Origin of the sequence: Streptomyces indicus (assembly GCF_900100315.1) — a bacterium.
Lineage (GTDB): Bacteria > Actinomycetota > Actinomycetes > Streptomycetales > Streptomycetaceae > Streptomyces > Streptomyces indicus.
Genome location: NZ_FNFF01000008.1, coordinates 299,054 through 324,107, shown reverse-complemented (window position 1 = coordinate 324,107; position 25,054 = coordinate 299,054). Strand labels below are relative to the sequence as shown.

Annotated in this window: 21 protein-coding genes and 1 pseudogene; 15 read left to right on the top strand and 7 right to left on the bottom strand. The window is 69.7% G+C overall.

Going from position 1 to position 25,054, the window contains the following annotated elements; genetic code table 11:
* The first annotated feature begins 22 nt into the window (after nucleotides 1–22).
* The 3 genes from BLT97_RS21625 to BLT97_RS21615 all read left to right on the top strand — a co-directional run bounded on the left by BLT97_RS21625 (nucleotide 23) and on the right by BLT97_RS21615 (nucleotide 2,669).
* Nucleotides 23–949 (top strand): hypothetical protein, encoded by a 927-nt coding sequence (locus BLT97_RS21625; protein ID WP_093612728.1) that lies wholly within the window; start codon nucleotides 23–25, stop codon nucleotides 947–949.
* A 214-nt stretch (nucleotides 950–1,163) separates the two neighbouring features.
* Entirely contained in the window at nucleotides 1,164–1,484 is a 321-nt protein-coding gene (locus BLT97_RS21620; protein ID WP_070200842.1) for a DDE transposase family protein, read from the top strand.
* A gap of 195 nt (nucleotides 1,485–1,679) precedes the next feature.
* The gene (locus tag BLT97_RS21615; protein WP_070200843.1) at nucleotides 1,680–2,669 is read left to right on the top strand and encodes an L-threonylcarbamoyladenylate synthase; all 990 of its coding nucleotides are present in this window, start codon (nucleotides 1,680–1,682) and stop codon (nucleotides 2,667–2,669) included.
* Nucleotides 2,670–2,691: 22 nt separating this feature from the next.
* Here BLT97_RS21615 and BLT97_RS21610 read toward each other — a convergent pair whose 3' ends face one another.
* From BLT97_RS21610 to BLT97_RS21600, 3 genes are read right to left on the bottom strand one after another with little or no spacing between them, the layout of a single operon-like run.
* Nucleotides 2,692–4,080, bottom strand: coding sequence for a UDP-N-acetylmuramoyl-tripeptide--D-alanyl-D-alanine ligase (locus BLT97_RS21610; RefSeq protein ID WP_070200844.1), 1,389 nt, complete (start codon nucleotides 4,078–4,080; stop codon nucleotides 2,692–2,694).
* Nucleotides 4,081–4,134: 54 nt separating this feature from the next.
* Nucleotides 4,135–5,004, bottom strand: a complete 870-nt coding sequence (locus BLT97_RS21605; protein WP_070200845.1) for a DUF6671 family protein — start codon at nucleotides 5,002–5,004, stop codon at nucleotides 4,135–4,137.
* Nucleotides 5,004–5,303 (bottom strand): helix-turn-helix transcriptional regulator, encoded by a 300-nt coding sequence (locus BLT97_RS21600; RefSeq protein WP_079167233.1) that lies wholly within the window; start codon nucleotides 5,301–5,303, stop codon nucleotides 5,004–5,006. The genes BLT97_RS21605 and BLT97_RS21600 overlap by 1 nt, the downstream gene beginning before the upstream one ends.
* Before the next feature lie 127 nt (nucleotides 5,304–5,430).
* Here BLT97_RS21600 and BLT97_RS21595 point away from each other — a divergent pair, with 127 nt between their 5' ends.
* The 8 genes and pseudogenes from BLT97_RS21595 to BLT97_RS21560 form a co-directional block, all read left to right on the top strand.
* Nucleotides 5,431–5,895 carry a hypothetical protein gene (locus BLT97_RS21595; RefSeq protein WP_070200847.1) on the top strand — a complete coding sequence of 155 codons (465 nt, stop codon included), beginning with the start codon at nucleotides 5,431–5,433 and terminating at the stop codon, nucleotides 5,893–5,895.
* A gap of 5 nt (nucleotides 5,896–5,900) precedes the next feature.
* Nucleotides 5,901–7,475, top strand: coding sequence for a proton-conducting transporter transmembrane domain-containing protein (locus BLT97_RS21590; protein ID WP_070200970.1), 1,575 nt, complete (start codon nucleotides 5,901–5,903; stop codon nucleotides 7,473–7,475).
* 149 nt (nucleotides 7,476–7,624) lie between these two features.
* Nucleotides 7,625–10,219, top strand: coding sequence for a DUF2309 domain-containing protein (locus BLT97_RS21585; RefSeq protein WP_070200848.1), 2,595 nt, complete (start codon nucleotides 7,625–7,627; stop codon nucleotides 10,217–10,219).
* An 82-nt stretch (nucleotides 10,220–10,301) separates the two neighbouring features.
* On the top strand, nucleotides 10,302–10,901 hold the full coding sequence (locus tag BLT97_RS21580) for a hypothetical protein (RefSeq protein WP_070200849.1): 600 nt from the start codon (nucleotides 10,302–10,304) through the stop codon (nucleotides 10,899–10,901).
* Nucleotides 10,902–11,018: 117 nt separating this feature from the next.
* Entirely contained in the window at nucleotides 11,019–12,092 is a 1,074-nt protein-coding gene (locus BLT97_RS21575) for a TerC family protein (protein WP_070200971.1), read from the top strand.
* Between the two features lie 352 nt (nucleotides 12,093–12,444).
* Nucleotides 12,445–13,812: a magnesium transporter gene (gene mgtE / locus BLT97_RS21570; protein ID WP_070200850.1), complete on the top strand. Its 1,368-nt coding sequence runs from the start codon at nucleotides 12,445–12,447 to the stop codon at nucleotides 13,810–13,812.
* A 119-nt stretch (nucleotides 13,813–13,931) separates the two neighbouring features.
* Complete coding sequence (locus tag BLT97_RS21565) at nucleotides 13,932–14,528, top strand: glycosyltransferase family protein (protein WP_070200851.1); 597 nt, start codon at nucleotides 13,932–13,934, stop codon at nucleotides 14,526–14,528.
* Nucleotides 14,529–14,624: 96 nt separating this feature from the next.
* A pseudogene (locus BLT97_RS21560) lies at nucleotides 14,625–14,906 on the top strand (DNA-binding protein); the annotation flags it as partial.
* Nucleotides 14,907–14,978: 72 nt separating this feature from the next.
* On the opposite strand, the gene BLT97_RS21555 reads toward BLT97_RS21560, so the two are convergent.
* Entirely contained in the window at nucleotides 14,979–15,767 is a 789-nt protein-coding gene (locus BLT97_RS21555) for a phosphatase PAP2 family protein (RefSeq protein ID WP_070200852.1), read from the bottom strand.
* A gap of 831 nt (nucleotides 15,768–16,598) precedes the next feature.
* Here BLT97_RS21555 and BLT97_RS21550 point away from each other — a divergent pair.
* Nucleotides 16,599–17,642 carry a TerC family protein gene (locus BLT97_RS21550; protein WP_070200972.1) on the top strand — a complete coding sequence of 348 codons (1,044 nt, stop codon included), beginning with the start codon at nucleotides 16,599–16,601 and terminating at the stop codon, nucleotides 17,640–17,642.
* A gap of 1,268 nt (nucleotides 17,643–18,910) precedes the next feature.
* Here BLT97_RS21550 and BLT97_RS21535 read toward each other — a convergent pair.
* On the bottom strand, nucleotides 18,911–19,678 hold the full coding sequence (locus BLT97_RS21535) for a DUF4232 domain-containing protein (protein WP_093612726.1): 768 nt from the start codon (nucleotides 19,676–19,678) through the stop codon (nucleotides 18,911–18,913).
* 206 nt (nucleotides 19,679–19,884) lie between these two features.
* Between BLT97_RS21535 and BLT97_RS21530 the strand changes: the two genes are divergently transcribed.
* Nucleotides 19,885–21,210: a helix-turn-helix domain-containing protein gene (locus BLT97_RS21530; protein ID WP_245769451.1), complete on the top strand. Its 1,326-nt coding sequence runs from the start codon at nucleotides 19,885–19,887 to the stop codon at nucleotides 21,208–21,210.
* Nucleotides 21,211–21,345: 135 nt separating this feature from the next.
* Here the strand turns inward: BLT97_RS21530 and BLT97_RS21525 are convergent, their stop codons facing one another.
* A complete protein-coding gene (locus BLT97_RS21525; RefSeq protein WP_093612722.1) occupies nucleotides 21,346–22,089 on the bottom strand; it encodes a DUF5324 family protein in 744 nt (247 codons plus the stop codon).
* Nucleotides 22,090–22,477: 388 nt separating this feature from the next.
* Here BLT97_RS21525 and BLT97_RS21520 point away from each other — a divergent pair, with 388 nt between their 5' ends.
* Entirely contained in the window at nucleotides 22,478–23,005 is a 528-nt protein-coding gene (locus BLT97_RS21520) for a peptidylprolyl isomerase (protein WP_093612720.1), read from the top strand.
* Between the two features lie 131 nt (nucleotides 23,006–23,136).
* Nucleotides 23,137–24,033, top strand: coding sequence for a rhomboid family intramembrane serine protease (locus BLT97_RS21515; protein WP_093612718.1), 897 nt, complete (start codon nucleotides 23,137–23,139; stop codon nucleotides 24,031–24,033).
* 276 nt (nucleotides 24,034–24,309) lie between these two features.
* Here BLT97_RS21515 and BLT97_RS21510 read toward each other — a convergent pair whose 3' ends face one another.
* Nucleotides 24,310–25,053 (bottom strand): class E sortase, encoded by a 744-nt coding sequence (locus BLT97_RS21510; protein ID WP_245769450.1) that lies wholly within the window; start codon nucleotides 25,051–25,053, stop codon nucleotides 24,310–24,312.
* Nucleotide 25,054 lies beyond the last annotated feature (1 nt).

Genomic DNA, 25,054 nt, shown 5'->3' with positions numbered 1-25,054 from the left:
AGTGGCTCTACGTTTGCGGGTCATGACAACAAGTCACGAACAGACGGACCCCGGCGCGGCACCCTTACCGCCCGCGACGCCGCACCCCGCGTTGAGCGCGGCTCTGCCCGACGGCACGATCCGTAGCATCGTCGTGCGCCTGGCCGCCCACCTCAACGAGCGGGACGGAAGGCCAGCGTCGCCGCCAGCGCTCGCCCTCGGCATCTTCGAGAGGGTCGGCTCGAACTGGCTGTCCGACTCGTTGCGTGGGGCGATGCCGCAGCACAACGAGCCTTTCCGTCAGCAGCTGGGCCGCGAACACCCGCTGTCGCCTGGTAACCGCGTGCCGCCGAGTCTTCAGGGCACCGGTCTCAGCGGCTTGGGCTGGCACCATCTCCTGTGCGCACTCAGTGACCTGCACGGGCAACCCCGGCACCTGGTCAAGGAGACGAATCTCTTCTTCGCCACGGACACCGTGCTGGGGATGCTGCCTGAGTCGCCGGCGGTCGTCCTCACCCGGGCACCCATCGGAATCGCTTCCTCTTTCGCCCGCGGCCGGCTCTGGGATCGTTGGCGCTACGGCGACCGCTACGCGCAGGTTGCCGCGACGGCCCGCGCACCCAGGTGGCGTACGGCCTTCGCCCCGCTCCTTCCGCAGGACGACCCCGACCCGGCCACCGCTTTGGGGCGGCTGATCGTCGTGAACTCCCTGCTGCTCGCCCGTGCCCTCTTCGAGGGAGACGAGCCGTCCCGCCGTCCCCGCCTGGTCATCCCGTACGAACAGCACGTCAGCGATCCCGGACGTACAGAAGTGGGCCTCACCCAGTTCCTCGGTATCGGAATGCCGGAACCGGCTGACGAGTTGCTTAACGCTGCCGGCGCCACGCCTGCGACGGACACCACCTTCGCCACCACCGGACGCAAGGACATTCCCTGTCAAGTGCTTTTGTTCAGATTGGTGGCCTCGTAGCTGGCGCCTCTGGCGCGGGTCCGCTCGGTGGATCACTCGGGAGGGTGAGCGGTCCCGCTTTTCCTTTAACGCATGGCTCACCCAATAAGGAGAAGCAGGGCTCTGCTGGCGCTCAGGGAGTCCGCGCGTGGAGGGCTTCTAGCTGACGACGTCGAGCACGCATCCCCGGATCTTGCGTTGCTCGACCCGGAGGTGGGAAAGTCGGAGTTCACCGATGGCGGTGGTCCTGGCGAGCTTGCGGGTCACCCAGAACGTCTTCATCCACTCCGGGTGGGCGACTTCTCTGCGCGTCCACCGCCGCCGCAAGCCCACCGGCAAGCCCGAGAGCCGCGAGAGCGTCTACGCCGTCACCAGCCTGGACACCCACCAGATGAGCCCCGCCGACCTCGCCGCCGCCATCCGCGGGCACTGGGGAATCGAGAATTCCTCCCACTACATCCGAGACGTCACCTTCGCCGAGGACGCCTCCACCGTCCACGCCGGCAGTGCACCCCGCGCCATGGCCGCCTTCCGCAACCTCGCCATCGGCCCCTGAAGATCCTCGGAGCCGACAACATCGCCAAGACCACCCGCGCCATCCGCCACGAACCCGAACAAGCACTCGCCATCCTGGGCATCACCAACAACCCCGACACTCACGGAACTTGGTCAAGCCCTGTTATCAGGGCCGGGCATCTGGTGATCACGCTGGTCGGCGGTGTGCCAGACTGTCGTGGTGAGGAGTGAACGGATGTTGTCCGATCAACTAAAAATCGCGCCTGACAGTGTTGAACGTGCTGCTCGCACCCTGCGCGCGGGTGGGCTGGTCGCGTTCCCCACTGAGACCGTGTACGGGCTCGGCGCGGACGCGGAGAACGTCGACGCGGTGGAGCGTGTCTTCGCGGTCAAGGGGCGGCCGTCGACGCACCCGCTGATCGTGCATCTCAGTGGTGCGCATCAGCTCCCTGACTGGGTTGTGGAGGTGCCCGACGCAGCGCGTCGCATCGCAGAGCGTTTCTGGCCGGGGCCGGTGACCCTGGTGCTTCGGCGGGCCCGCCGTGTTCCGCTTGCGGTCACCGGTCGTCTTGAGACCGTCGCGCTGCGGGTGCCGGACCATCCGGTTGCCCTCGCACTGCTCACGGCGTTCGGCGGTGGTGTGGCGGCGCCGTCGGCCAACCGGTTCGGCTCGGTCAGTCCCACGACGGCCAGTCACGTCCGCGAGGGGCTGGGCAGCGACGTCGACTACGTGCTAGACGGCGGCTCGTGCGCGGTCGGTGTGGAGTCCACGATCGTCGATCTGACCGGTGAGCCGGCGATCCTGCGCCCGGGGGGCGTGTCACGGGAGGATCTTGAGCAGGTACTGGGCGGCTCTGTGCCGGTGCGGGGGAAGAGTGCTGTCCGGGTTCCGGGGCAGCTTCCGTCGCACTACGCGCCGCGGGCTCGGGTGCTCCTGGTCGAGCCGGGCCAGGTGCTTGGCCTGGCCGAGCACCTGCGAGCGCAGGGGTGCCGCGTCGGTGTTCTTGTGCCACCCGAGTTCGCGGGTGATGCCGGTTCGGGTGCCGGGCAGCGCGTCATCGTGGTGCCGGACTCGCATGCGCGGTACGCGCGGCAGCTTTATGAGTTTCTCCGTGACTTCGACCGGCATGGGTGCGAGGTCATCGTGGCATCGGTTCCTGTGCCGGACGGGCTCGGGCTGGCGATCACGGATCGGCTTCGCCGAGCGGCCGGTCCCCGCGGCTGAGGCCGGCGCGGCTCCTGCCGGTTCAGTGGTTGCTGAGCGCGGTGACGAGGTGTTCGAGGTGGGCGGCGCGAGATGCCTTGATCAGGACCAGATCGTCGGGGCGAAGGATCCGATTGAGCACTTCGTGGGCGTCGTGCGTATCGGGGACGGAGATGATGTCGAGGTTGTTGTGCCCGGTGTCGGCGGCCTCGGCGATCAGGGGCGCGGTTTGGGTGCCGATGGTGATCAGGACGTCGAGGCCGGCGCGCGCGGCAAGCACGCCGAGTTGGTGGTGGGCACGAGCGGAGTGGTCACCGAGGTCGGCCATTTCGCCGAGGACCGCGATACGGCGGCGGGCGGGCATGGTGCTCAGGGTGGTCAGAGCGGCGGCCATGGAGTCGGGGTTGGCGTTGTAGGCGTCATGGATGAGCGTGACACCGTCGTCGCGCACGATGGTCTGCATGCGGCCGCCGCTGGTGGGTTCGGCGGCGCTTAGGGCTTGGGCGATGGTGTGGTGGTCGAGGCCAAGTCCGTGGGCAAGGGCGGCGACAGCGAGGGCGTTGCCGAGGTGGTGCCGGCCGGTCAGGCGGAGCATGACGGGTGCCGTGCCTTCGGGGGTGTGCAGGGTGAAGCACGCCTGGCCGTGGGGCGTGAGGTGCACATCCCGGGCGTACACGCCGTTGGGGTGGGGATGCTGGCTCCACCATCGCGTGCGGGCGGGGGTGAGCGGGGCCATCGCGGCGACGAGTGGGTCGTCGGCGTTGAGGATGGCCAGCCCGCCGTGGTCGGCCGGGGGGAGTGCGGTGATCAGTTCGCTCTTGGCCGCGGCGATCCCGGCTTGCCCGTCGGGGTATTGACCGAGGTGGGCGGTGCCGACGTTGAGCACGATTCCCGCGCGGGGTGTGACCAGGTCGCACAGGTAGCTGATGTGCCCGCGGCCACGTGCGCCCATTTCCAGGATGAGGTAGCGGGTGTCGGGGGTGGCGCGCAGGACGGTGAGGGGGAAGCCGAGTTCGTTGTTGAAGGAGCGGTCGGTGGCGGTGACCGGGCCGTGGTGTGCCAGTACCTGGGCGGCGAGGTCTTTGGTCGTGGTCTTGCCGTTCGACCCGGTGATGCCGATCACGGTCGCCGGTAGTTGGCCGGCGACGTGGCGGGCAAGGTCGCCAAGTGCGCGGGTGACGTCGGCGACCTGGACTGCCGGGGCGGGCAGCGGGCGTGAGGCGAGTACGAGGGCCGCGCCCGCGGCGACCGCCGCGGGCGCGTGGTGGTGACCGTCGGTGTGCTGTCCGGGGAGGGCGGCGAAGATGCCGCCGGGGTGGATGTGGCGGGAGTCGATGCTGGCGGGCGCGGTCACCGGCAGGGACGGGTCGGTCCCGGGGGCGAGGTGGCCGTCGGTGGCTGCGGCGATCGCGGCTGCGGTCAGGGGGATCACGGGGTGACGCTCCTTCGGGCGCATGGCGGGTGGGCCTGCGCGGGATGTCCCGGGTCAGGGGTTGCAGTAGTCACAGAACGTGGGGTCGGCGCTGCGCTGGTTGTCGTCGCGTAGGTGGCGGCTGCGGTGCGGGCAGCGGGCGCACCCGTGGATCGTTGCCCGGGTGAGCCGGGTGGGATCGCCGCACGCGCCGCAGGGCAGACCAGGTTCGCGGTCCACCAGGCCGTATCCGGGGGTGCCGCAATCCGGGCACAAGGTGGCCAGCCGCGAGGCGAGTTGGTGGGCGAGCGCGCTGATCTCACGCATGCGGGTGGGGTTGAGGTGGGCGCGCATGTCGGTCTCCAGCCGGGCCAGGCCATCGGTGGAGTGCGCGGCGCACTGGCTGATCGCCGCGTCGAGGTCGGCGCGGTTCTGGATGCCCTTGACGAGGGGGCCCGGCGCCTGCGCGTCGGCGGTGCTGTGGGGGCGGACGATGACCGCGTGGTCGCCGAAGCCGACGCGCGCCAGGAAGGCGTCGGCGGCCTCGTCGAGGCGGCGGGTCGTGGTGTGGCTGAAGTTCGTCTTCGTGGTCCGGCGCTCCAGGATGCACACATCCCGAACGGTGTCGACGAAGGCGAGGATCTCCTGGCCGGCACTCAGCATGGGTGCGACCGGGTGCGGGCCGAAGGAGCCTTCACTGGACACGGCGAGCCCGAGGCCGGTCGCCTCGATCGCGAGGCGCGCCTTGCGGACCGCCGTCTCGGACGCCGACCCGGAGCGGGGGATCTCGCCGGTGAAGGTGCCGAGCTGGTCGGTGTCGACGTCGTCGGCGAGCACGAGGGACATGCCGGGGATACGCGCCAGGGCCGGCGCCAGTGCCTGCTGCTTGCCGTGCCGGGTTGCCAGCGCGACCTGTGTGCCCGCATAGGGGTGGACGGTGAGCATCACGTGGCGTTGTCGAGGGTGGCGTCGGTGCCGGCGAGCAGGGCCACGAGCTGCCCGATATCGGTGTCACGGTCCATGGGGTGCCGCAGGGGCAGCTCCTTGTGCAGCCGATATCGGTTGCGCCGGCCCTCCCGGGTGCGTTCCAGGTAGCCGGCCTCGACCAGGTCGACCACGATGCGCTGCGCGGCCCGTTCTGTTATGCCCACCTGCTCGGCGATATCCCGCATGCGCACCTGCGGATCGCGCACCACGCACAACAGCACATGGGCGTGATTGGTGAGAAACGTCCACTCCTGCACGTCCGCAACCTTACCCGATCGGGTGTTGCGCATGTCACGCCTCGCCAAGCACGACTTCTGTGTCGTATGATTCATGTCGCGTATTAGATCACGTGTAATCGGTGACGTGTTTGGGAGGTGGGTGTCCATGGGCTACGACGAGGCGGCGTACTCGCAGGAGGCCGTGCTGGGGGAGGCGGGCGCGGTGGTCGACGCCGAGATGATGCGTGTGCTGGCCGGAACGGCGCCTACGGCCGTCGAGGAGGCGCAGGGCCGCGCGCGCCGGTGGGCCTCGCCGCCGCCGGACGTGGTGATCGACACCAGTCCGCCGGGGGGCCGGCGGGGCGCCGCGCAGAGCGTGGGTGCCTATATCGCCCGCGAACTGGAGCGGGGCCGGTCGCTGTACTGCGTGGTGCGCGATGAGTTCGTCCGGGTGCGGATCGGCGGTTTCGACGGGCGTGCCTTGCTGCCGCACTGCCTGGAACACCTCCGCCCGGCCCCCGGGACTGCGGCGGGCGCCGGTGCTGAGCAGGCCGCCCCCACCGGCATCACCGCAGCCCCGAGGGCCAGCGGCCGGGCGGAGCAGGCGGATCAGGAAGGTGCGACGCAGTGACGGGGATGATGCTGCTGGCCTTGGTAGCCCTTCCCGCCGTCGCGGCGGTGGCCGGATCGATCCGGCCTGTGCGGGGCATGGCGCCCGCGCTGGGAGCCGGCGCGGCGCTGTTGGCCACCGCGCTGGCGGGGGCGCTGGCGGTGACGGTGGTGGTCAGCGGGCCGGTGGAAATGGTGGCGGCCCACCCGGACGGGCGCGCCTGGACCGGGTTGGTGGTCGACCGCGTCGGGGCGATCGTGCTGTTGCTGGTGTGCACGGTCAGCGCCGTGGTCCAGGCGTTCGCCCGCCGTTATCTGTACGGAGATCCAGCCGCGGCCCGGTTCGCCGCCGCGGCCGGGGCGCTGACCGCAGCGACCGCGGCGATGGTGACCGCGGCGACCCTCGTCACCCTGGCGGTGGCATGGTCGCTGACCGGGGTGATCTTGTGTCGCCTGGTCGGTGTGTACCGGCCGGCGCCCTCGGCCGTCGACGCCGCCCGCCGCACCGCGCGGGCCGTGGTCATCGGGGATGCCGCGTTGTGGGCCGCGGTTGCCCTCACGGTCGCGGTCTGGGGCGATCTCGACCTGCGCCACCAGGGCGACGCGGCCATCGGCGGCACGGTGGGCACGGTTGTGGCCTGCCTGCTGGTGGTCGCCGCGGCCACGCGGTGCGCGCAGATGCCCTGGCACCGATGGCTGCCGGCGAGTCTGGCGGCACCGACCCCGGTCTCGGCGCTGCTGCACGCCGGCGTGGTCAACGCGGGCGGGGTGCTGCTGGTGAAGCTGGCACCAATCTTCGGTGCCGCGCCCGTGGCGACCCACCTGGCGTTCGCCATCGGAGCCGCCAGTGCCGTGGCCGCCACAACGATCATGCTGACCCGTCCCGATATCAAGGGTGCGCTGGTGCACTCCACGATCGGGCAGATGGGGTTCATGCTCGTGACCTGCGGACTGGGCCTCTACGCCGCAACGGTGGTGCACCTGGTGGCGCACGGACTGTTCAAGGCTTCCCTGTTTCTCGGCTCGGGCTCCACCGTGCAGCGCTACACTCGCCGCACCCTGGCTCCTCCCGCGCCCCGGATGACTCCGCCGCGCGTGGCGCAGCTCGCTGCCCTTGCCGGTGCCGCCGCCGTCGCGGCGGTGGCGGTGGCGGCCTGGTGGCTGCCCCCCCACGCCGGCGGCGTAGCGCTGCTGGTCTTCGCCGTAGCCACCGCCGCACGGCTGGCTTGGGGCTGGCTGCGCCACCACCCGACCGTCGGCACGCTGGCCGCCATGGTGATCGTGCTCCCGGGCGCGGCCATCGGCTACCTGGCCGTGGTGGAAGCGGTCACGAAGTTCCTGGCCCCGAGCGTGCCCACCGCCGGCCCCGCCGCCGTCCCGGCCTGGTTGCTGGCGACCCTGGTGACGGTGCTTGCGGCCGGCGCACTGCTGCTCCACCTGGCACCCGCGATCGGTCTCGACCGCTGGCGCGACCGCCTCTATGTGGCAGCGCTGTCCGCCGGGCAGCAGCGCACGCGCACCGCCACCGGGTCGCACCCGCCGCGGCTGGAGCCGGCACCACGCCCGCGGCCGGTCGCCCAGCCGGAAGTAGCCCGGGCGTGATCTGGTCCCGGGCCCTGGCTCCCGGGAAAGCGATCTGCGGCTCTGACAGCAAAGCCGCCGCCCGTCCGGACGCGCGGTCCCCCGGACGCCACACGACCGTGTCCCGCCACCGCTGCCGCCGTGCTCACGCAAGAGAGGGTTCGTAACTCATGACCACCAGCCCCGCCATCGACGTCACCCCCGCTGCCGTCACACAACCGGCGGCAGTGCGCGCCGAGATCGCCGACGCGGCCGGGTTTCTGGCCCCGACCTGGCCACTGGCCGACTTCATCGCGGTCAACCCGTTGTCCGGCCTGATGGACCGGCCGTTCACCGAAGCCATCACCACTGCCGCGGATCTGCTCGGAGCACGCGTCACCCCGGACGAAACCTGGCTGCGTGACGCCTGGCAGCAGGGACGGATCACCGACGATGATCTGCGTGCGGCACTGGCCCGGCGCCACCCGGCGGCGCTGCGCAGATCCTCACTCACCCTCGGTAACCGCGTCTACGACCCGGTCGAACTCCTGCTGGCCGATCTGCACCAGGGCATCACGGCCCCACCGCCACGCCGCCAGGTACGCACCGCGGCGGAAACACTGGCCCCCGAGGTGACCGCCCTGCTCGACACCCACACGATCCAGTGGTGCACTGCCTACCTGGACGACGGCCAGTCCGCCTGGCGGATGCCGGGCCGCGACCGCGGCTTCTACCCCGCATGGCGGGCGCTGGCCGCCCACGACGCGGCCTTGCCGCGGCCGATACGGGCACGGTTGCGGCATCTGCCCGAGCACGCCGAGCACGCCGTTGTGGAGGCGCTGAGCATGCTCGGCGTCCCCGACGACCGGCGCGCCGAGTATCTGCAGGCCCACCTGGCCTGCCTTCCCGGCTTCGCCGCCCACATCCGGTGGCAGGGCGAGCAGCCCGACAGCGGCATCGACCTGGTCGACTACCTCGCGCTGCGGCTGGCCACCGAAGCCGCCGCGCTCGCCGGCACCCACACCTACGGCACGGCATGGGCCGCGGCCTCCGTCAGCCGGACCGACACCCGGCAGGCCACCGTCGATCCGGCCGCCCGGGCCCACCACCTTCTGGGCGTGCTGGAAGTCACCGACACCGACGCCGCCCAGCGGACCGCACTGGCGCAGCTGCTCCGCCACCTGCCGATAGACCAGCGGGCCCTGGTCTGGGCAGACGCCTTCGAGGACCACTACCGTGGCCGACTGCTGGGCGCCCTCAGCCGGCCGCAGCCTGAGCAGAGCGACACCCCGCCGCAGGCGCAGGTGGTGTGCTGCATCGATCCCCGCTCCGAAGGGCTGCGCCGCCACCTGGAAAAGCTCGGCAACTACCAGACCCTGGGCTTCGCCGGCTTCTTCGCCGTCGCCATGCGCTACCGCGACCTCGCCGGCGGCACCGCCCGAGCCCAATGCCCGGGCCCGATCACGCCCGGCCACACCATCACCGAACGCCCCGCCCCCGGCCACGAGCGCGCGGCCAAGCGGGCACTCGCCGGCCGCCGGGCACTCGCCGCCGCGGATCACTCCCTGCACGCCGCCAAGTACGACCTGCTCGCACCGTTCGTGCTCGCCGAAGCCGCCGGCTGGTTGGCCGGCCCGCTGGCCGCCGCCAAGACTTTCACCCCCCGCGCCGCCGGCGCCACACGCGCGTGGTGGACCCGCCGCATCACCCCCGCCCCGCCGACCGAGATCTCCATCGCGGATGCCCTCACCCTCCAGGAGCGCGCCGCGACCGCCGAGACCATCCTGACGCTGATGGGCCTGACCCGTGGATTCGCACGCCTGGTCGTGTTCTGCGGGCACCGCGCCCACACCGATAACAACCCCTACCAGGCCGCGCTTGACTGCGGAGCCTGCGGAGGGCACCCCGGGGGCCCCAACGCCCGCACCGCCGCCGCGCTGCTCAACGACCCCCAGGTCCGCCGACACCTGGCCTACCGCGGCATCACCATTCCCGATGACACCTGGTTCGTGCCGGCCGAACACGACACCACCACCGACACCGTGCGCCTGCTGGACACCCACCTCCTGCCCGAAACCCACCGCCGGGACGCCGACAACCTCACCGCCGACCTCCGCACAGCCGGAACGCACCTGGCCGCCGAACGCTGCGCCCTCCTGCCGGGCGCACCCACCCGGCCCCGCCCCGCGCGCGCAGCACGCCACACCCGCGCCCGCGCCCGCGACTGGGCCCAGGTCTTCCCCGAATGGGGCCTGGCCGACAACGCCGCCTTCGTCATCGCACCCCGCGCCCTCACCCGCGGCATCAACCTGCACGGCCGCGCCTTCCTCCACGACTACGACCCCGACCTCGACCCGACCGGCACCATCCTGGAAACCATCCTCACCGCGCCGCTTGTCGTCGCGCACTGGATCAACAGCCAGTACTACTTCGCCACCATCGACCCGCAGACCTTCGGCGCCGGCAGCAAGACCCTGCACAACGTCACCGGCGGCGGCCTCGGCGTCATGAACGGACACACCAGCGACCTCCAGCCCGGCCTGCCCTGGCAGTCCCTCACCGACGGACACCACAGCCGGCACGAACCGCAACGCCTGCTCGCCGTCGTGCAGGCGCCCTTGCACAGGCTGGACACCCTCATCGCCCGCCACATGGTGCTACACCACATGTTCAACCACGAATGGGTCGGCCTCGCCGCACGGGAACACCCCGATGACCAGTGGCGCCGCTACACCCCCACCGGGTGGCAGCTCTGGCACCCCACCACACAGGACGCCGCAACGTGACCGCCCTCCCGCCCCCCTCGGCGCACGGCACGTCGCGACGCAACAGCCACCTCACACAGCCACTTTGAAGGAGAGGTACGACATGAGCATGCTCTTGCTGATCCGAAGCGTGGACCACACCGAGGCCGCCATCAGGCAGGCGAGCGACTACCTGGCCCACCACCGACGGCAATTCACCGATCCACACCATCGCGACACTCTGCTCGGGATCTGGATCCGCCCCGAACTCGATGCGGACCTGCCCGCGAGTATCCCGTGCGGCCCGAGCGCGCAGATCTGTGGATGCACCGTCGACGAACCCTCCAGACGCCATCCGACGGAGGCACCCCTGGGGATCCGGACATCATCGTCACTGTCGGGCCTGTGGTCCCTGTGCTGGCTCGACGGCCCTGTCCTGCGCCAGGCCCACAGCCCTCAGCAGCGGCGGCACCGGATCCTGGACACCCTGGTGAAAGACGCGGCACCCCAAGCAAGTCGACCGGGTGCCTTCTTCCCGGTCTTCGACCCGGCCGACTCCAGCGACATCGTCGACCAGCGGCTGGCAGAGCTGCGAAGCCGCCATCCGCACCTCATCGCGACGCACTGGTTCGTCGATGACCCCGAGCGTGGCATTACCGGACCACGCGGGACGGCAGAAGCCCCATGCCGGCTCGAACGCGGCACCGCCGGGCCCCGCTCCTAGAGCCGCCGTGATCCTCGGTCCAGGTCCGGCGGAGCCCCCGCCGCGCACCGCGAGAAACTGCATACATCCATATGAGGGCCTTTGCATCCGGCACTGGCCGAGGGGAGCGTGAAGAGCGTGCTTGAAGTTCCGTTCTGGCTGTGGGCGGTGTTCGCCGTGACAGTGGTGGTGTCGCTGGCGGTGGACCTACTGGCCCACCGTCACGCGCATGTCATCGGATTCAAGGAGGCCGCCAGATGGAGCGCGTGGTGGGTCGGCCTCGCACTGATCTTCGCAGCGGTCGTCTTCCTCGTCCTGGGCCCTACGGCGGGAACCGACTACACGACGGCATGGCTGCTGGAGAAGAGCCTGTCGGTCGACAACATGTTCGTCTTCGCCATGATCTTCGCCTACTTCAAGGTCCCCCGCGCCTACCAGCACCGCGTGCTGTTCTTCGGCGTCCTCGGCGCGCTGGTCTTCCGCGGAATCTTCCTCACCCTCGGTGTGGCCGTGGTCAGCCGGTTCACCGTCGTCCTGTTCGTCTTCGCCGCCGTCCTCTTCTACAGCACCTACAAACTCCTCAAGGACGAAGAGGACACCTTCGACCCGGGCAACAGCTTCTCCGTGCGGATGCTCAGAAAGATCATCCCGGTCCGCGACCAGTACGCCGGGACGAAGTTCTTCGTCAAGGAGGCGGGCAAACGCGTGGCCACGCCACTGCTCGCGGTGGTCGTCGCCATCGAGGCGGCCGACCTGATCTTCGCCGTCGACAGTGTCCCGGCCGTCCTCGCCATCAGCGACGACCTCTTCATCGTCTACACCAGCAACGCCTTCGCCATCCTCGGCCTGCGCGCCCTGTACTTCATGCTCGCCGGTCTCCTGGACCGCTTCCACTACCTCAACGTCGGCCTCGCGATCATCCTCTCCTTCATCGGCGTCAAACTCGCACTCCAGGCATCACACAAGGTGATCAGCGCCGACATCCCTGAGATCCCCTCCCCTGTGAGCCTGGCCGTCATCGTCGTCATCCTCGCCGGATCGGTCCTCCTCAGCCTGCGCCGACGCCCCGGGGCCGAGCCCGAACCGCCCCGCAAAGCCGCCCCGAACGAGCAGCCCGGGCAGCCCAGCCCAGGCGGCGAAAGCTCCGGGCCCGGCAACCCCGCCGATGCGGCACGCGACCAGCACCCGGATCCACCCCAGCCGATGTCCTGACAAACATCGCGTTCCAACGGATCCGGCCCTTGTTGAGTGAGGAGAGGCGGGCACGTTCCGGCCACGGTCGGAGAGGCTTTTGGTCGCACAGCCAAGGGGACACCACTGTTCTCGATGCGGTGGCCGCCGTATCCGGCGATCGCGCCGTCCAGCGTGTGGTGCGGCGGTGTCCCAGCAGCGGATCTGACAGCGGGGGCGGTGCTGTGATGCGCTGCGAGCCTCCTAGTTCGTACACCGCTACCGCGTAGGACCGCCCTCCCTTCCCGCGGCTGTTTGGAGCGGAGCATCGAGGGGCTGCTCGCGGTGATCTTTGTGCCCGTTGTCTGATCTCTACTGCCTCTGAGGATCTGCCATGCCGCAGTCACGCCCTTCCCGCGAGCCCAGCACGGAGATCGCCGAGTCGGCGCAGCATCTTGTCAAGGACCACCGACTGGATGCCGTCCAGGAGTGGCTCGAGGCGCATCCACCGCACGTGATAGCCGACGAACTGGCACGCATGGACGCGGTCGACGCCGGGGTGGCCTTCCGGCTGCTGCACAAGGACCGGGCGCTGGCGGTGTTCGAGGAGCTGGAGCCGGTCCACCAGCAGCAGATCCTGGAGGGGCTGCGGGACCGCTCCTTCCTGGACCTCATCGAGGACATGGACCCCGACGACCGGGCCAGGATGCTGCGGGAAGCCCCCGCCAAGGTCGCCAAGCGAGTGCTGGCCGGGCTGAGCTCCCACGAGCGGCGGATGACATCCGCGCTGCTCGGCTACCCGGAAGGCTCGGTCGGCCGCTACATGACCCCCGAGGTGGTGGCGCTGCCGCAGGACCTGACCGTCGAACAGGCACTGCACACCGTACGGACGAAGGGGGCCGACGCGGAAACGGTGTACACACTGCCCGTCGTGGACTCCGGGAAGCGGCTGACCGGCATCGTGGAACTGCGCGAGCTGGTGCTCAACCCGCCGGCCACGATGGTCTCCACGCTGGTCGTCACCGAACCGGCCTCCGCCTACGCCACCGACTCCGCCGAGAGCGCCGCCCGGCTGATGCGCGAGACCAACGCCCTGAACCTGCCCGTCGTCGACAGCGAGGACCGCCTCGTCGGGCTGTTCACCATCGACGACGCCGTGGAGGTGATCGAGGCCGCCGACACCGAGGACGTCGCCCGCCAGGCCGGTGCCGCCCCCTGGGCCGGCCACTACATGGCCGCCTCCGTCTGGCAGCTGGCCCGCTACCGGGCGCTGTGGTTGAGCCTGCTGCTGATCGCGGCGACCCTCACCGTCGGCGTGACCCAGGCGTTCGAGGCCACCTTGGAGCAGGTAGCCGCCCTCGCCCTGTTCATCCCCATGCTCATCGGCGCGGGCGGCAACGCGGGCGCCCAGGCCGCCACCGCCTGCGTGCGCGCCCTAGCAGTCGGCGAGGTCCGCAGCTCGGACCTGTTGAAAGTGATCTGGCGCGAATGCCGGGTCGGCCTGGTCCTGGGCTCACTCCTGGCCGCGCTCGGCCTGGTGGTCGGCACAGTGTTCGTCAGCGCAACAATCGCCCTGGTGGTCGGCATCACCCTCATACTCATCTGCGGCTGGGCGGCGACCATCGGCGGCACCATGCCCCTGCTGGCCAAACGCCTGCGGATCGACCCCGCGGTCGTCTCCGCCCCAATGGTCACCACCCTCGTGGACGCGACCGGCCTGATCATCTATTTCCTGACGGCGAAAGCCGTCCTAGGCGTCTGAGAGGGCACCCATGGAGCGGGCCTGGGCATCGACATCGAGACCGTCGTACGCAACCCGCAGGAGACACGTACTACACGCCGCTGATCGACTGGACCCGCCAGGTCCTCGCTCCAGGGGCTTTGGCTCGCTACCGGAGCCTCACGAACCAGCTTCCGGCGCAGCCCCGAGCCGCCGACCATCTGCAAGTCGACTTCATCGCCCAGCATGGCCGATACGCCGATGTCACCTCCGTGTTGAACGGTTCCGAACACCTGCGCACAGGGGAGTTCTACGTGGTCTTTGCTGACAACGTCGACCCCACCCATACAGCGCTGTCAACGCTCGTCGCAGCGACCCCGTCGGCCATCCCGGCGGTGCTGGCCACACCCTTCGACGCTGGCGCGGCAAGCAGCCACGGAGTGATCGTCTGTACCGACGAGGGCCCGGTGCAGAGGATGGCGGGACTGGTCGAGAAGCCTGACCGGGACGAGACGATCCGACTGGAGGCGGAGTGCGGCATCGCCAATCTGCGGCTTCTTCAAGGAAGGATGAGAGTGACGCCGAGGCTGCTGCGCTACCTGGCGGCAGTCGCTCAGACCACGATCAGCGAGCCGAAGTTCTCTTTGGCCTTGGCCTCGTACGCGAGATCGCATCGCGTTGACGTGGTAACCAACACGCAGCCCTTGACGGATCTCGGCGTGCCGAGTCCGACGAGGGAACTGGTGCCAGGCCACTGACCACAGGGGCGAGCACGGGTCGGTGCTGACGCCAACCAGGCCGCTTGCGGGCCATCGTCAGCTCTTTGCTGGCGCAAGGGATGGGGTTCGGAACGTGTATCGTCTGTCACCGTCATCGAGGCCGTACACGTGCGCACGAACAAGGCCCGGTTGGACTGGCTTCTGTCCGGCCTGCGCGTGGTCGTGGTGGGTGAGGAGGAGGCGAAGGCGGCCTCCGCGCTGTTGATGAGGGCCGGGCTGCACGGTCACAAGTACGCGATCGACGCTTCCGTGGCCGAGATCGCATTGCGTCAGCAGCGCCCGGTGGCCATGCTGACCTCCGACGTCGATGACATGACCAAGCTCTGTGGGGAACAGGTCCGGCTCGTCGCTGTGTGAGTCGACCGGCGGGCTGCTTGTGGTGCGATCCCGCTCGACGGCTTCGAGTTCGGACAGGCACCGTCCTCGCTCTCAGTTATCGGTATCCGATGTCGCCTCACGATGCTGGCCCCGGTGCTGGCGCGGCAGTGCGGGTTTTGCCGTCCGCGCGGCGCGGTCAGGGCCGGTGAGGCTGTGCCAGGTGGCGAAGGCGGCCGTGGCCAGTGCGGAGCCGAGCAGAACTCCGGCGAGGGTGTCGGTGAGCCAGTGCACGCCGAGGAAGATCCGGGTGAAGCACGCTACGGCGATGATGAGGATGGCGGCGACGCGGGCGGTGTGCCACAACCACGGTCGGAGCGGGATCTGTCGGGCCAGGCCGAGCAGCAGTACGCAGGTCGCGGCGGTGGTCATCGCGTGGCCGGAGGGCAGGGCGGCGAAGTCGGCGGTGTCGACTGGGTCTTGCCAGTGGGGCCGTTCCCGGCCGATGGCCCAGCGCAGGAGCGCACGCAAGGCGGTCTCGGCGATGGAGGTGAGAGCGAGGCACAGAGCCAGGAGGCGGCGGCGCTGCCACCACAGGCCGAACACGGTGACAGTCAGCAGCAGGCGCATGGTCCACGGGTCGACGACCCAGTCGGTCAGGATGCGATGGGCGTGGGTCCAGCCGGGATGCTCCAGCGCCAAGGCGTGCAGGCGGGCGGCCACGTCCTGGTCGAGCCGGAGGAGCGGCTGCCAGCCGGAGGTGACCAGAGCAATCACCGCTGCTGCGGCGAGGGCTTGCAGCACGGCCGCCCGCGCCAGGGGCGCGGCGAGCCAGTCCTTCACCGCGCGGTCGGCCCGTTGGTCTTGTACGGGCTCGGGGGCGGAGTAGTTCGTGCCACTCATGCATCTCCTCGCAGGCGCCGATGAACTGCGCTCGCTCACGGGTGGGTTGATGGTGCTCTTACGGCGCGTGGTGACGGTTGCCCTCCGTCAGCCGACGCTAGCCCCGTCCTCCGCACGTCACTCGGGAGAGTGGAGATCGAGTGCCCGGATCGGTGGGGTTCAAAGTAGCGGACCCCGATTCGGCGTCCGCATCGTGAGATTTCGATGCCACCGCGAGCCGAGAGTTGCCAGTGTCGTTGGACACGGGAACGTCAGTGGGTTGGGACGTCAGGCGCCAGTGGAACGGCAGGATCGTGTCACGGCTGCTTCACATGACCGCTTCGGCCGAACTGTTCGACTGGGCACGATCGAGGTTCGTAGGACGACCCGGTCGGCGGGTGAGCCGACCGGGCCGCGTACACCGTCAGGTGCCTTTGCGGGACGGGGCCGGCGCGGCGGCGGCCGCCCGCCGGATGCTGACCGGCACTCGACACAGTGACAGCAGGCGGGCCAGTACACCTGGACGGCGTGCTGCGGCCCGAATCTCGCGCGGCGGGGGACCGGGCGGCAGGCCGTGCCTGTTCGGGGGCCCTGGTGTCTTGAGTGTCTTCAACGTCTTCAGTGAGGGGGGCGATCGGCCTTTCCGCGGCGTGCACGGCGGAGTGTCCGGGCGTCGGTCCGCGACACCCTGCGGGCCGCCGTGTCCGGCCACGACCCGCGTCGACGTACATGGCGAGGGGGACCTTGTGTGGCGGCGAGACCCGCTCTACGTGCTTCTGAAGGCGTGATGCCGCACACTCCGATGTATTGGGGTCGGCGTACTTTGCGCGGGCCGTGGTGAGGGGTGCCGACGTGCTTGATGTCCCGCTCTGGCTGTGGGTGGCGTTCGCCGCGACAGTGGTGGTGTCGCTGGCGGTGGATCTGCTGGCCCACCGCACCGCGCATGTCATCGGCTTCAAGGAGGCCGCCGCCTGGAGCGGCCTGTGGGTGGGCCTTGCCTTGATCTTCGGCGCTGTCGTCTTTCTCGTCCTTGGTGCGACGGCAGGCACGGAGTACACGACGGCCTGGCTGCTGGAGAAGAGCCTGTCAGTCGACAATCTCTTCGTCTTCGCCGTGATCTTCGCTTACTTCAAGGTGCCGCGCGCATACCAGCACCGGGTGCTGTTTTTCGGAGTCATGGGCGCCTTGATCTTCCGCGCCATCTTTCTCTCCCTCGGCGTAGCCGTGGTCAGCCGCTTCACCGCGGTGCTGTTCGCCTTCGCAGCGGTCCTGTTCTACAGCACCTACAAGCTCCTCAAGGACGAGGCAGAGAGCTTCGACCCGGGCAAGAGCTTCGCCGTGCGGATGCTCCGCAAGATCATGCCGGTCCGCGACGAGTACGCCGGCATGAAGTTCTTCGTCAAGGAAGCCGGCAAACGCGTGGCCACCCCGCTCTTGGCGGTGGTGGCCGCGATCGAGGCAGCCGATCTGATCTTCGCCGTCGACAGCGTTCCCGCTGTCCTCGCTGTCAGCGACGACGCCTTCATCGTATACACCAGCAATGCGTTCGCTGTTCTCGGCCTGCGGGCGCTGTACTTCATGCTCGCGGGGCTGCTGGACCGCTTCCACTACCTGAGCAAGGGCCTAGCGGTCATCCTCGCCTTCATCGGCGTCAAACTCATCCTCCAGGCGTCCCACAAGATGATCAGCCCCAGCGTCCCGGAGATCCCCTCACCGATCAGCCTCGCGGTCATCGTCATCGTCCTGACAGGCTCCGTGCTGCTCAGCCTCACAAGGCCGCCCCCGATGGGTGTTCCGAAACAGTCTGACGAGCGGAGGGACGCCTCCGCGGCAACCGAGCAGGTCGAGGCGCGTAGCGTGGATGCCCCTGAGTCGCCCACCGATTCACCAGATTAGGACGGTGAGGCCCTCCCGTGCTCGGGTCTGTCAGGAAGCCGACCGCTTCCCGACAGCGCAGTTCGGGCGTACAGTAAAGAAATGGTCAAGGCGAAGCGTGAGGTTGACGCGTACGTGTGTCCGGCCTGTCAGCGGTCCGTGCCGGCCGCGGTCCACCGGCGCAAAACCCTTGGGGTGTTCGTTCCCGTGTGGGGACCGGGTGCGTGTCAAAACCGCGACTGCCCCGACTATCGGTTGGACCCCAGACGCAAGCACCCTCCAGCCAAGTAGCGAGATCCGGCCGTGCACCGATGAGCCGCCTTGCCTGGACCGACCGGTACCGATTCTTCCCTGTGCCGCGCCGAGCTCGAAGTACGCACCCCTGCCAACCGCAGCCCCGGCCACGCGTGGGAAAAGGGGCCCGACCATCGACGCCGCCGCACCCGAGGCCACCACGAAGCCCACGACACAGGGGTACGCACGTTGCAAGAGCTCCAGAGCCAGCTCGACGCCCTGGAAGAGGCCCCGGATCGAGGCCGGCCCGAGTTCGTCAAGGCGATTTCGCCCGCACCATCAAGAAGGCCGTCCCCACCAACAGGTGATCTTCGCCGGGCACGAGATGAAAAGCGTCTGGGCCGCAGCGCCGCCGAACTCATGGCCATCGCCGAGGACCTGCGCCACCCGACATCCAGCTCGAACTCCTCACCGGCCCCCTCCGAGGGGCCTACGACCCCTCCGGACACGGCGCCGCCCGCTTTGCGGTTTTCGCCGGCATGGCCGAGTCCGAGCGCGAGTACATCCGGGAGAAATCCCTGGAAGGCCAAGCGTCCGCCCGCGCGCGGCCGCCACGGCGGCCGACCGAAGGTCGTCGACGACGACATGGCCGACTACGCCCGCACTGCCCGTCCTTGATCTCAACCGCTGAGTGGTGGCTTCGGGGGCCGGTCTTGGAGGAGATGGAGAGCAGGCTCGGAGTCCGGGCTGCTGTTTGCGCAAATAGCGATGTGCGATCCTCGGATCCCGTGAACCATGGGTCTCACCGTGGGCCGATTCGCATCCGTGACGGATTCTGCCCCCGTGCTGACATGTCAGCACGGGGGCAGAATCGAGGGGGATCAAGCAGGATCCAGGTGGATGGAAACAGGGTTGTTTGTCCTGGTTCTTTGGCAAAGCCGCAGGTCAGGAAGGTAACGATTTCGGGTTCGACTCCCCTAGGCTCCACACGAAATGACACCCTCCGATCTGCATTTCTGCAGGTCAGAGGGTGTTTTTGTTGGTTCTGCGGCGGCTCAGTCGAGGGCGTGGTCGATGCTGGTCTGCCAGTACGTGACCCGCAGGGAGCTGTCCACGTACACGCCCTTGCCGCTCAGGGCGGGGCGGCCGACCGGGCCGCCGCCCTCGAAGGCGACCGTCAGGGTCCTGGCCGTGTAGCCGTGCGTGCCGCTGCCGTCGGCCGCCGAGAGGCGGACGCCCGCGTAGCCGGACTCCCCCGGGGCGAGCGTGATCACGGCCTGCGGCTTGGTGGATTCGAGGGCCGGCGGGACGGCCTGTGCCTCGCCGAACCGGGCCATCGGGTAGCCGATCAGGTCGCAGGCGCCGGGGCCGGTGTTGGTGACCGTGAGCAGCAGGTGGTTCAGCGGGCGGCTGACCTCGGTGGCGGTGGTCCTGGTGGTGGAGCCGTCGCAGACCGGGTGCTTGGTGGGGCGGTCGGTGGTGCTGTCGGTGCCGTTGTCGGCGGAGGTGCCGGAGCGGCCGGAGGTTCCGGAGTTCCTGCCGCCCGATGACGGGCTGCCGTTCGCTGCCGAGTCCCGTCGGCCGGAGTCGGAGTCGGAGCCTGAGCTGCTGTCGGTGGCCGGCTTGCCCGTCGCCGCGTCCTTGTGCCCGGAGCTGTTGTCGTTCATCGGCGAATCCGGCTGTGCGGAGGTGGCGGCGGAGGTGCCCGGTCCCTCGTCGCGTACGGAGCCGCCGTCACCGCCTCCGCAGGCGGTGAGGGTGAGGGTGGCGACCGCGAGGGTCGTGGCGGCGAGGAGGCGGGAGCGGGTGAGGCGAGTGGACATCGTGGATCCCCGTGAGTGTGCGTGGAGGTGCAGGCCGCCGGACGGGCCGGTGCGGCGTGCTTGGATGATCAGAGCTTGTGCGGCGTTCTGTCCCGGCCGCCAGATCTGCCGGGAAGGTGGGGATGCTGGAACGTTCGCAGGACTCTGACCTGGGGAAACGTCTTTCCCCTGGAACGGTGCCGCGGGACGCGGAAGAGGGAGGAACGGTGGCGGGGGACGAGTTCGCGGCACTGCTGCGGGAGCTCAAGGAGCGGTCGGGACTCAGTTTCGGCGTGCTGGGGAAGCGGCTGCATCTGAGCGCGTCGACCCTGCACCGGTACGTCAACGGGGATGCCGTCCCGACGGATTACGCACCCGTCGAGCGCTTCGCGCGCCAGTGCAAGGCCACGCCCGAGGAACTGGTCGAGCTGCACCGGCTGTGGGTGCGGGCCGATGCCCTGCGGGGACGCAAGGGCGGGGAATCCGGGGCGGCTTCGGCCGCGGTCTCTCCTGTCGCCGGTCCTGCGTCGCCCGGGCCGACGACGCCTGAGCCGACGCCTGAGCCGACGACGACGCCTGAACAAGCGGTGATCCCCGAGCCGGAGACGGCGTCCGCGGCCCCTGCCGCCCCCGGCCGCAGGCGCCGGACCGTACTGCTCGCGGGGATCGGCGTGGCCGCCGCAGCCGTGTCCGTCGCGCTCGTCGTGAGCCTCGTACCGCGGGGCGGGGACGGTGGCGGAGACGACAGGCGGCAGTCGGTGGGTGCGGGAGCGGCCGTCGAGGAGTCCTCCGCCGCGCCGGATGCCAAGCAGCCCGGGGGCAGCGGCAGTTCGCCCTCCTCGGCCGCGCCCGACGGCCAGCGGAGCACGAAGCCGCCGGCGGGCGGGTCGGGTGCGCGGGAGGAGGCAGCGGACGGCACGGGCGGTGGCGGTGCCCTGGAGCCGACCGTCGCCGTCAACCCGTACAAGTGGGACAGCCCTTGCAGCCAGCACTACTTGGTGGACCGGGACCCCGCTCAGATGCCCCCGCCGCCGGCGAACCAGCAGGAGGCCCGCCGGTGGGTGGAGGCGCTCGGCGGTGTGCCGGCCGGGGAGCAGATGGTGGCGCTCACCGTCCAGGGCAGGGGCAAGGACACGGTGGTGCTCGAAGACCTCCATGTACGGGTGCTGACGAAGAACGCCCCGCTGCGCTGGTCCGACTACGCGATGGGTGTCGGCTGCGGCGGCGGGGTGTCCACCAAGTCCTTCGCCGTGGACCTGGACGCCGGACGCCCCGACACCGCACCCACGGCAGGGCAGCGGGACTTCCCGTACAAGGTCAGCGAGACCGATCCCGAGGTCTTCTACGTCACCGCGCAGGCGCAGGCCCACGATGTGCAGTGGTTCCTGGAGCTCGAGTGGTCCAGCGGCGGGAAGCACGGGACCGTGCGGATCGACGACAACGGAAAGCCGTTCCGCACCAGCGCCCGGACCGGGCGGCCCGGTTTCGACTATCCGCTGGGCGGCGGTGAGTGGATCCCCGCGCACACGGAGGCACCGGAGGGGCAGGGGTAGGGGCCCGGCGGAGCGTCCGTGTCGGGCCCTGCCCGGGCCCGGTGTCAGCACCAGCAACTGCCCGATGTTTCACGTGAAACGCCGAGGGGCGGGAGACCCAGCCGGTCTCCCGCCCCTCGGCGTGCGTACTTCTGATCAGGCCCTCTCGTCCGGCCGCTGCGGCGACCAGTCCGCCCCCTCGCCCGCCTCGGCCTCGGCCTGCTTGGCCTGGACCTCGGGGTCGAGGATCGACTGACCGCTGCCGTCCACCGACGTCAGCGTCGTCGAACCGGTCTCCGCGACCTCGGTGGGCGCGGGCGGCTCGACCAGCCAGTCCGGGTTGGCCTGCTTGTCCCACCACTTCCAGGCGGCGAGGGCGGCCATGCCGATCGCACCCACCACCGCGAGCCGCTTCACGAAGCGGCCGGCGGAAGCCCGGCGCTCGTGGCGGCGGACCAGACGCTGGATCTCCTTCGAGGAGACCTGTCCGCGCAGCGCGGCGACGGCCGCCGTGCTGCGGTCGACCGCGGCGTCCTTGACCGGGCCTGCCGCGGCGACGGCCTGCTCGATCTTCGGACGCGTGAAGTCGGCCGCCTGGTGGGCGGCGCGCCGGGTCGCGTCGGCCGCGTCCTGGGCGGCCTGGTCCAGCTTCGGCGGTACGTGCGTACGCGCCTGCTTCAGTCGTGGCGCCACATGGGCGCCGTACTGCGTGCGCGCCTGGTCGGCGGCCTGGTGTGCGGCGTCGGAGACCACGGGCGCGAGCCGTACGCGAGCCTCGTGCGCATAATGCGCGGCCCGGTCCTTTGCCGTGCCGGCGTAGGGCGCCACCGCTTCCGCGGCGTGCCGCACGCTCTCCTTCGCCGAGCTGGCCGCGGCACGCGCGCTGTCAATGCGGGTCACGGGATCCTCCTCCTCGGTGGCGTACGGTATTTCACCTTTCCACCCTTTTAGGGATCATGCCTGTCGGGCAGGGCCCCGGCATGCGCGGACGGGCATCCGGGTCATGGTCCGACCTTCGCGGGTGTCCTGGTGGCGCGCGGATAAACGGAGTCGGGCGCCGCGCTGATCCTCGGGTGGCTGTTCCTCGGGTATCGGGTGATCTTCGGGCATTGCGGTGCAAGGGGAGCTTGCGGCAGACAATGCCACGGATCGGCGCGATGCGCCCCCTTCCGGCAGGGACTCGTCCAGGGACCGGGCAGGGTTCGGCCAGGAGTTGTCGCGTTCTCCTCCCCACGGGCCGCTGCGTGCGAGGATTCTGGGCGTTGGACGCGACAACGGAAGGCACACCGTGGCTGAGCAGCTGTACGCCACCCTCAGGACCAATCAGGGCGACATCGAGGTCCGGCTGATGCCGTTCCACGCGCCCAAGACGGTCCGCAACTTCGTCGAACTCGCCACCGGCGAGCGCGAGTGGACCCACCCGGCGACCGGCCAGAAGTCCACGGACCCGCTGTACGACGGCACGTCCTTCCACCGTGTGATCAGCGGCTTCATGATCCAGGGCGGCGACCCGCTGGGGAACGGCACGGGCGGCCCGGGCTACGAGTTCGCCGACGAGTTCCACCCCGAACTGCGCTTCGACCGCCCGTATCTGCTGGCCATGGCGAATGCCGGGCCCGGCACCAACGGCTCGCAGTTCTTCATCACGGTCGCCCCGGCGACCTGGCTGAATCGCAAGCACACCATCTTCGGCGAGGTCGTCGACGGCCCCAGCCGCAAGGTGGTCGACGCGATCGCGGCCACCCCGGTCAACCCCGCCACACACCGGCCCGTCTCCGACGTGGTCATCGAGTCGGTGGCGGTGGAGAAGCGCTGAGCGCTTGACGCCCGTGCGCCGGGGGAACCATTTCGCCCTGCCCGTCCGTAAGGATGAGCAGGGCGGTGTGCTGCTTCGCACGCCTTCCGATGCCTTCGTACACAGATACGTACGCAGATAAAGGGGACCTCATGGACCAGGTGCCAGGCAGCCCGCAGCAGCCGCAGGGCGCCCCCGGCCTGCCCGGCTGCTACCGGCACCCGGACCGCGAGACGGGCGTGACCTGCACGCGCTGCGAGCGGCCGATCTGCCCCGAGTGCATGATCAGCGCCTCGGTGGGGTTCCAGTGCCCGAACTGTGTGCGGGAGGGGTCGGGGACGGGGCATGCGGCTTCCGCCAACCAGCCGCGGAACCTTGCGGGTGGCGTGGTCGTCGCGGACACCCGCCTGGTGACCAAGATCCTGGTGATCCTGAACCTGGCGGTCTTCCTTGCGATCCAGGTGGGCGGGGACCGGGTCGTGGACGCTCTGGTGCTGGTCGGCCGCGCCTGGGATCCGGCCCTGGGAGAGGTCATCGGCGTGGCCGAGGGCGAGTGGTATCGCCTGTTCACCTCGATGTTCGCGCAGCAGGATCTGACGCACATCGCCGGGAACATGCTGCTGCTGTGGCTGCTCGGTACGCATCTGGAAGAGACTCTCGGCCGTGCCCGCTACCTTGCGCTCTACCTGATCTCGGGCCTGGCGGGCGATGCCATGACGTACTTCCTCGTGGCTCCCAACCAGCCGTCGCTCGGGGCGTCGGGAGCGGTCTTCGGCCTGCTGGGCGCCACCGTCGTTCTGCTGCGCCGCCAGCGTCAGAACCTTGTGCCGATCGCCGTTCTCGCCGTGTTCCTGCTGATCGTTCCGCTCTACCGGAGTGACATCGCCTGGCAGGCCCACGTCGGCGGGCTGATCGCCGGCGCCATCGTCGCGTACGGGATGCTGCACGCACCCCGCAGCCACCGCGCCCTCGTGCAGTGGGGTACCTGCGCCGTGGTCCTGCTGATGACGGTCGCAGTGCTACTGATTCGCACGTCCGAGCTCACCTGAGCGCGCAATTATCCACAGCGCGTGCCGGATCTTGTGCACGCTGTGGGGAACGTACGTACCCCTTGTCGCTGAGCTGGGTTTTCCCAGACAGGACAAGGGGTGGCCGCTCTTCCGTATGGCGGAGGCGCAGTCGTACCGGCGTCAACACCTGAAGGGTTATCCACAGATCGTCGTAGTTTTCCGCAGCTGTGGAAACGGCTGTGGATAACTCAGTGGATAGCTCGGGGGAAGGCTTGACGAGGGCCCTGTGGAGCGGGCCGGGGGCCGGAGGAAGGTCTAGCGGAGTTCCTTCGGCGGCGTCCGCCGCGCGTCCACCTTCTCGACGCGGTCCAGCTCGCCCCACACGATGTACCGGTACTTCGAGGTGTAGACCGGCGTGCAGGTCGTGAGCGTGATGTAGCGGCCGGGCTTCTTGGCGCCCGACTCCTTCGGGACCGGGTTCAGGACGTCCACGTTGAACTTCGAGGTCTCGGGGAGCGTCTTGTACACCTTGTAGATGTACCAGCGGTCCTTCGTCTCGAAGACGATCGCGTCACCGCTGTCGAGCTTGTCGATGTTGTGGAACTTGGCTCCGTGGCCGTCCCGGTGCGCGGCGAGCGAGAAGTTGCCCTTGTCGTCCTCGGGGAGCGCGGACTTGACGGGGTCGGTGTAGTAGCCGGCGACCCCGTCGTTGAGGGTCTTGAGGTCCGTGCCCTTCTTGACCAGGATCTCGCCGTTCTTCATCGCCGGGACGTGCAGGAAGCCGATGCCGTCCTTGGTGTTCAGCTCGCCGGGGCCGCCGTCCTCGCCGCCGCGGCCCGCCCACTCGTTGCGCACCGCGTCGCCCTGCTTCTGGGCCTCACGGTCGGCGAGCACGTTCGTCCACCACAGCGAGTACACGACGAACAGGCCGAGCACCAGGCCGGCGGTGATCAGGAGCTCGCCGAAGACCATGACCGCCGTGGCGATGGGGCCGCGGCCGCGAGGGCGCCGTGCGGGAGCGGGGCGCTGCGTCTGCTCGCCCTGGTCGGTGGCTACCACT

Bases quoted from the DNA above. Each gene is read 5' to 3' on its own strand.
- BLT97_RS21585 (WP_070200848.1), top strand. From the start codon at position 7,625: ATGACCACCAGCCCCGCCATCGACGTCACCCCCGCTGCCGTCACACAA.
- BLT97_RS21535 (WP_093612726.1), bottom strand. From the start codon at position 19,678: ATGTCCACTCGCCTCACCCGCTCCCGCCTCCTCGCCGCCACGACCCTC.
- BLT97_RS21555 (WP_070200852.1), bottom strand. From the start codon at position 15,767: ATGAGTGGCACGAACTACTCCGCCCCCGAGCCCGTACAAGACCAACGG.
- BLT97_RS21595 (WP_070200847.1), top strand. From the start codon at position 5,431: ATGGGCTACGACGAGGCGGCGTACTCGCAGGAGGCCGTGCTGGGGGAG.
- BLT97_RS21625 (WP_093612728.1), top strand. From the start codon at position 23: ATGACAACAAGTCACGAACAGACGGACCCCGGCGCGGCACCCTTACCG.
- BLT97_RS21615 (WP_070200843.1), top strand. From the start codon at position 1,680: ATGTTGTCCGATCAACTAAAAATCGCGCCTGACAGTGTTGAACGTGCT.
- BLT97_RS21590 (WP_070200970.1), top strand. From the start codon at position 5,901: ATGATGCTGCTGGCCTTGGTAGCCCTTCCCGCCGTCGCGGCGGTGGCC.
- BLT97_RS21580 (WP_070200849.1), top strand. From the start codon at position 10,302: ATGAGCATGCTCTTGCTGATCCGAAGCGTGGACCACACCGAGGCCGCC.
- BLT97_RS21605 (WP_070200845.1), bottom strand. From the start codon at position 5,004: ATGCTCACCGTCCACCCCTATGCGGGCACACAGGTCGCGCTGGCAACC.
- BLT97_RS21620 (WP_070200842.1), top strand. From the start codon at position 1,164: ATGGCGGTGGTCCTGGCGAGCTTGCGGGTCACCCAGAACGTCTTCATC.
- BLT97_RS21515 (WP_093612718.1), top strand. From the start codon at position 23,137: ATGGACCAGGTGCCAGGCAGCCCGCAGCAGCCGCAGGGCGCCCCCGGC.
- mgtE (WP_070200850.1), top strand. From the start codon at position 12,445: ATGCCGCAGTCACGCCCTTCCCGCGAGCCCAGCACGGAGATCGCCGAG.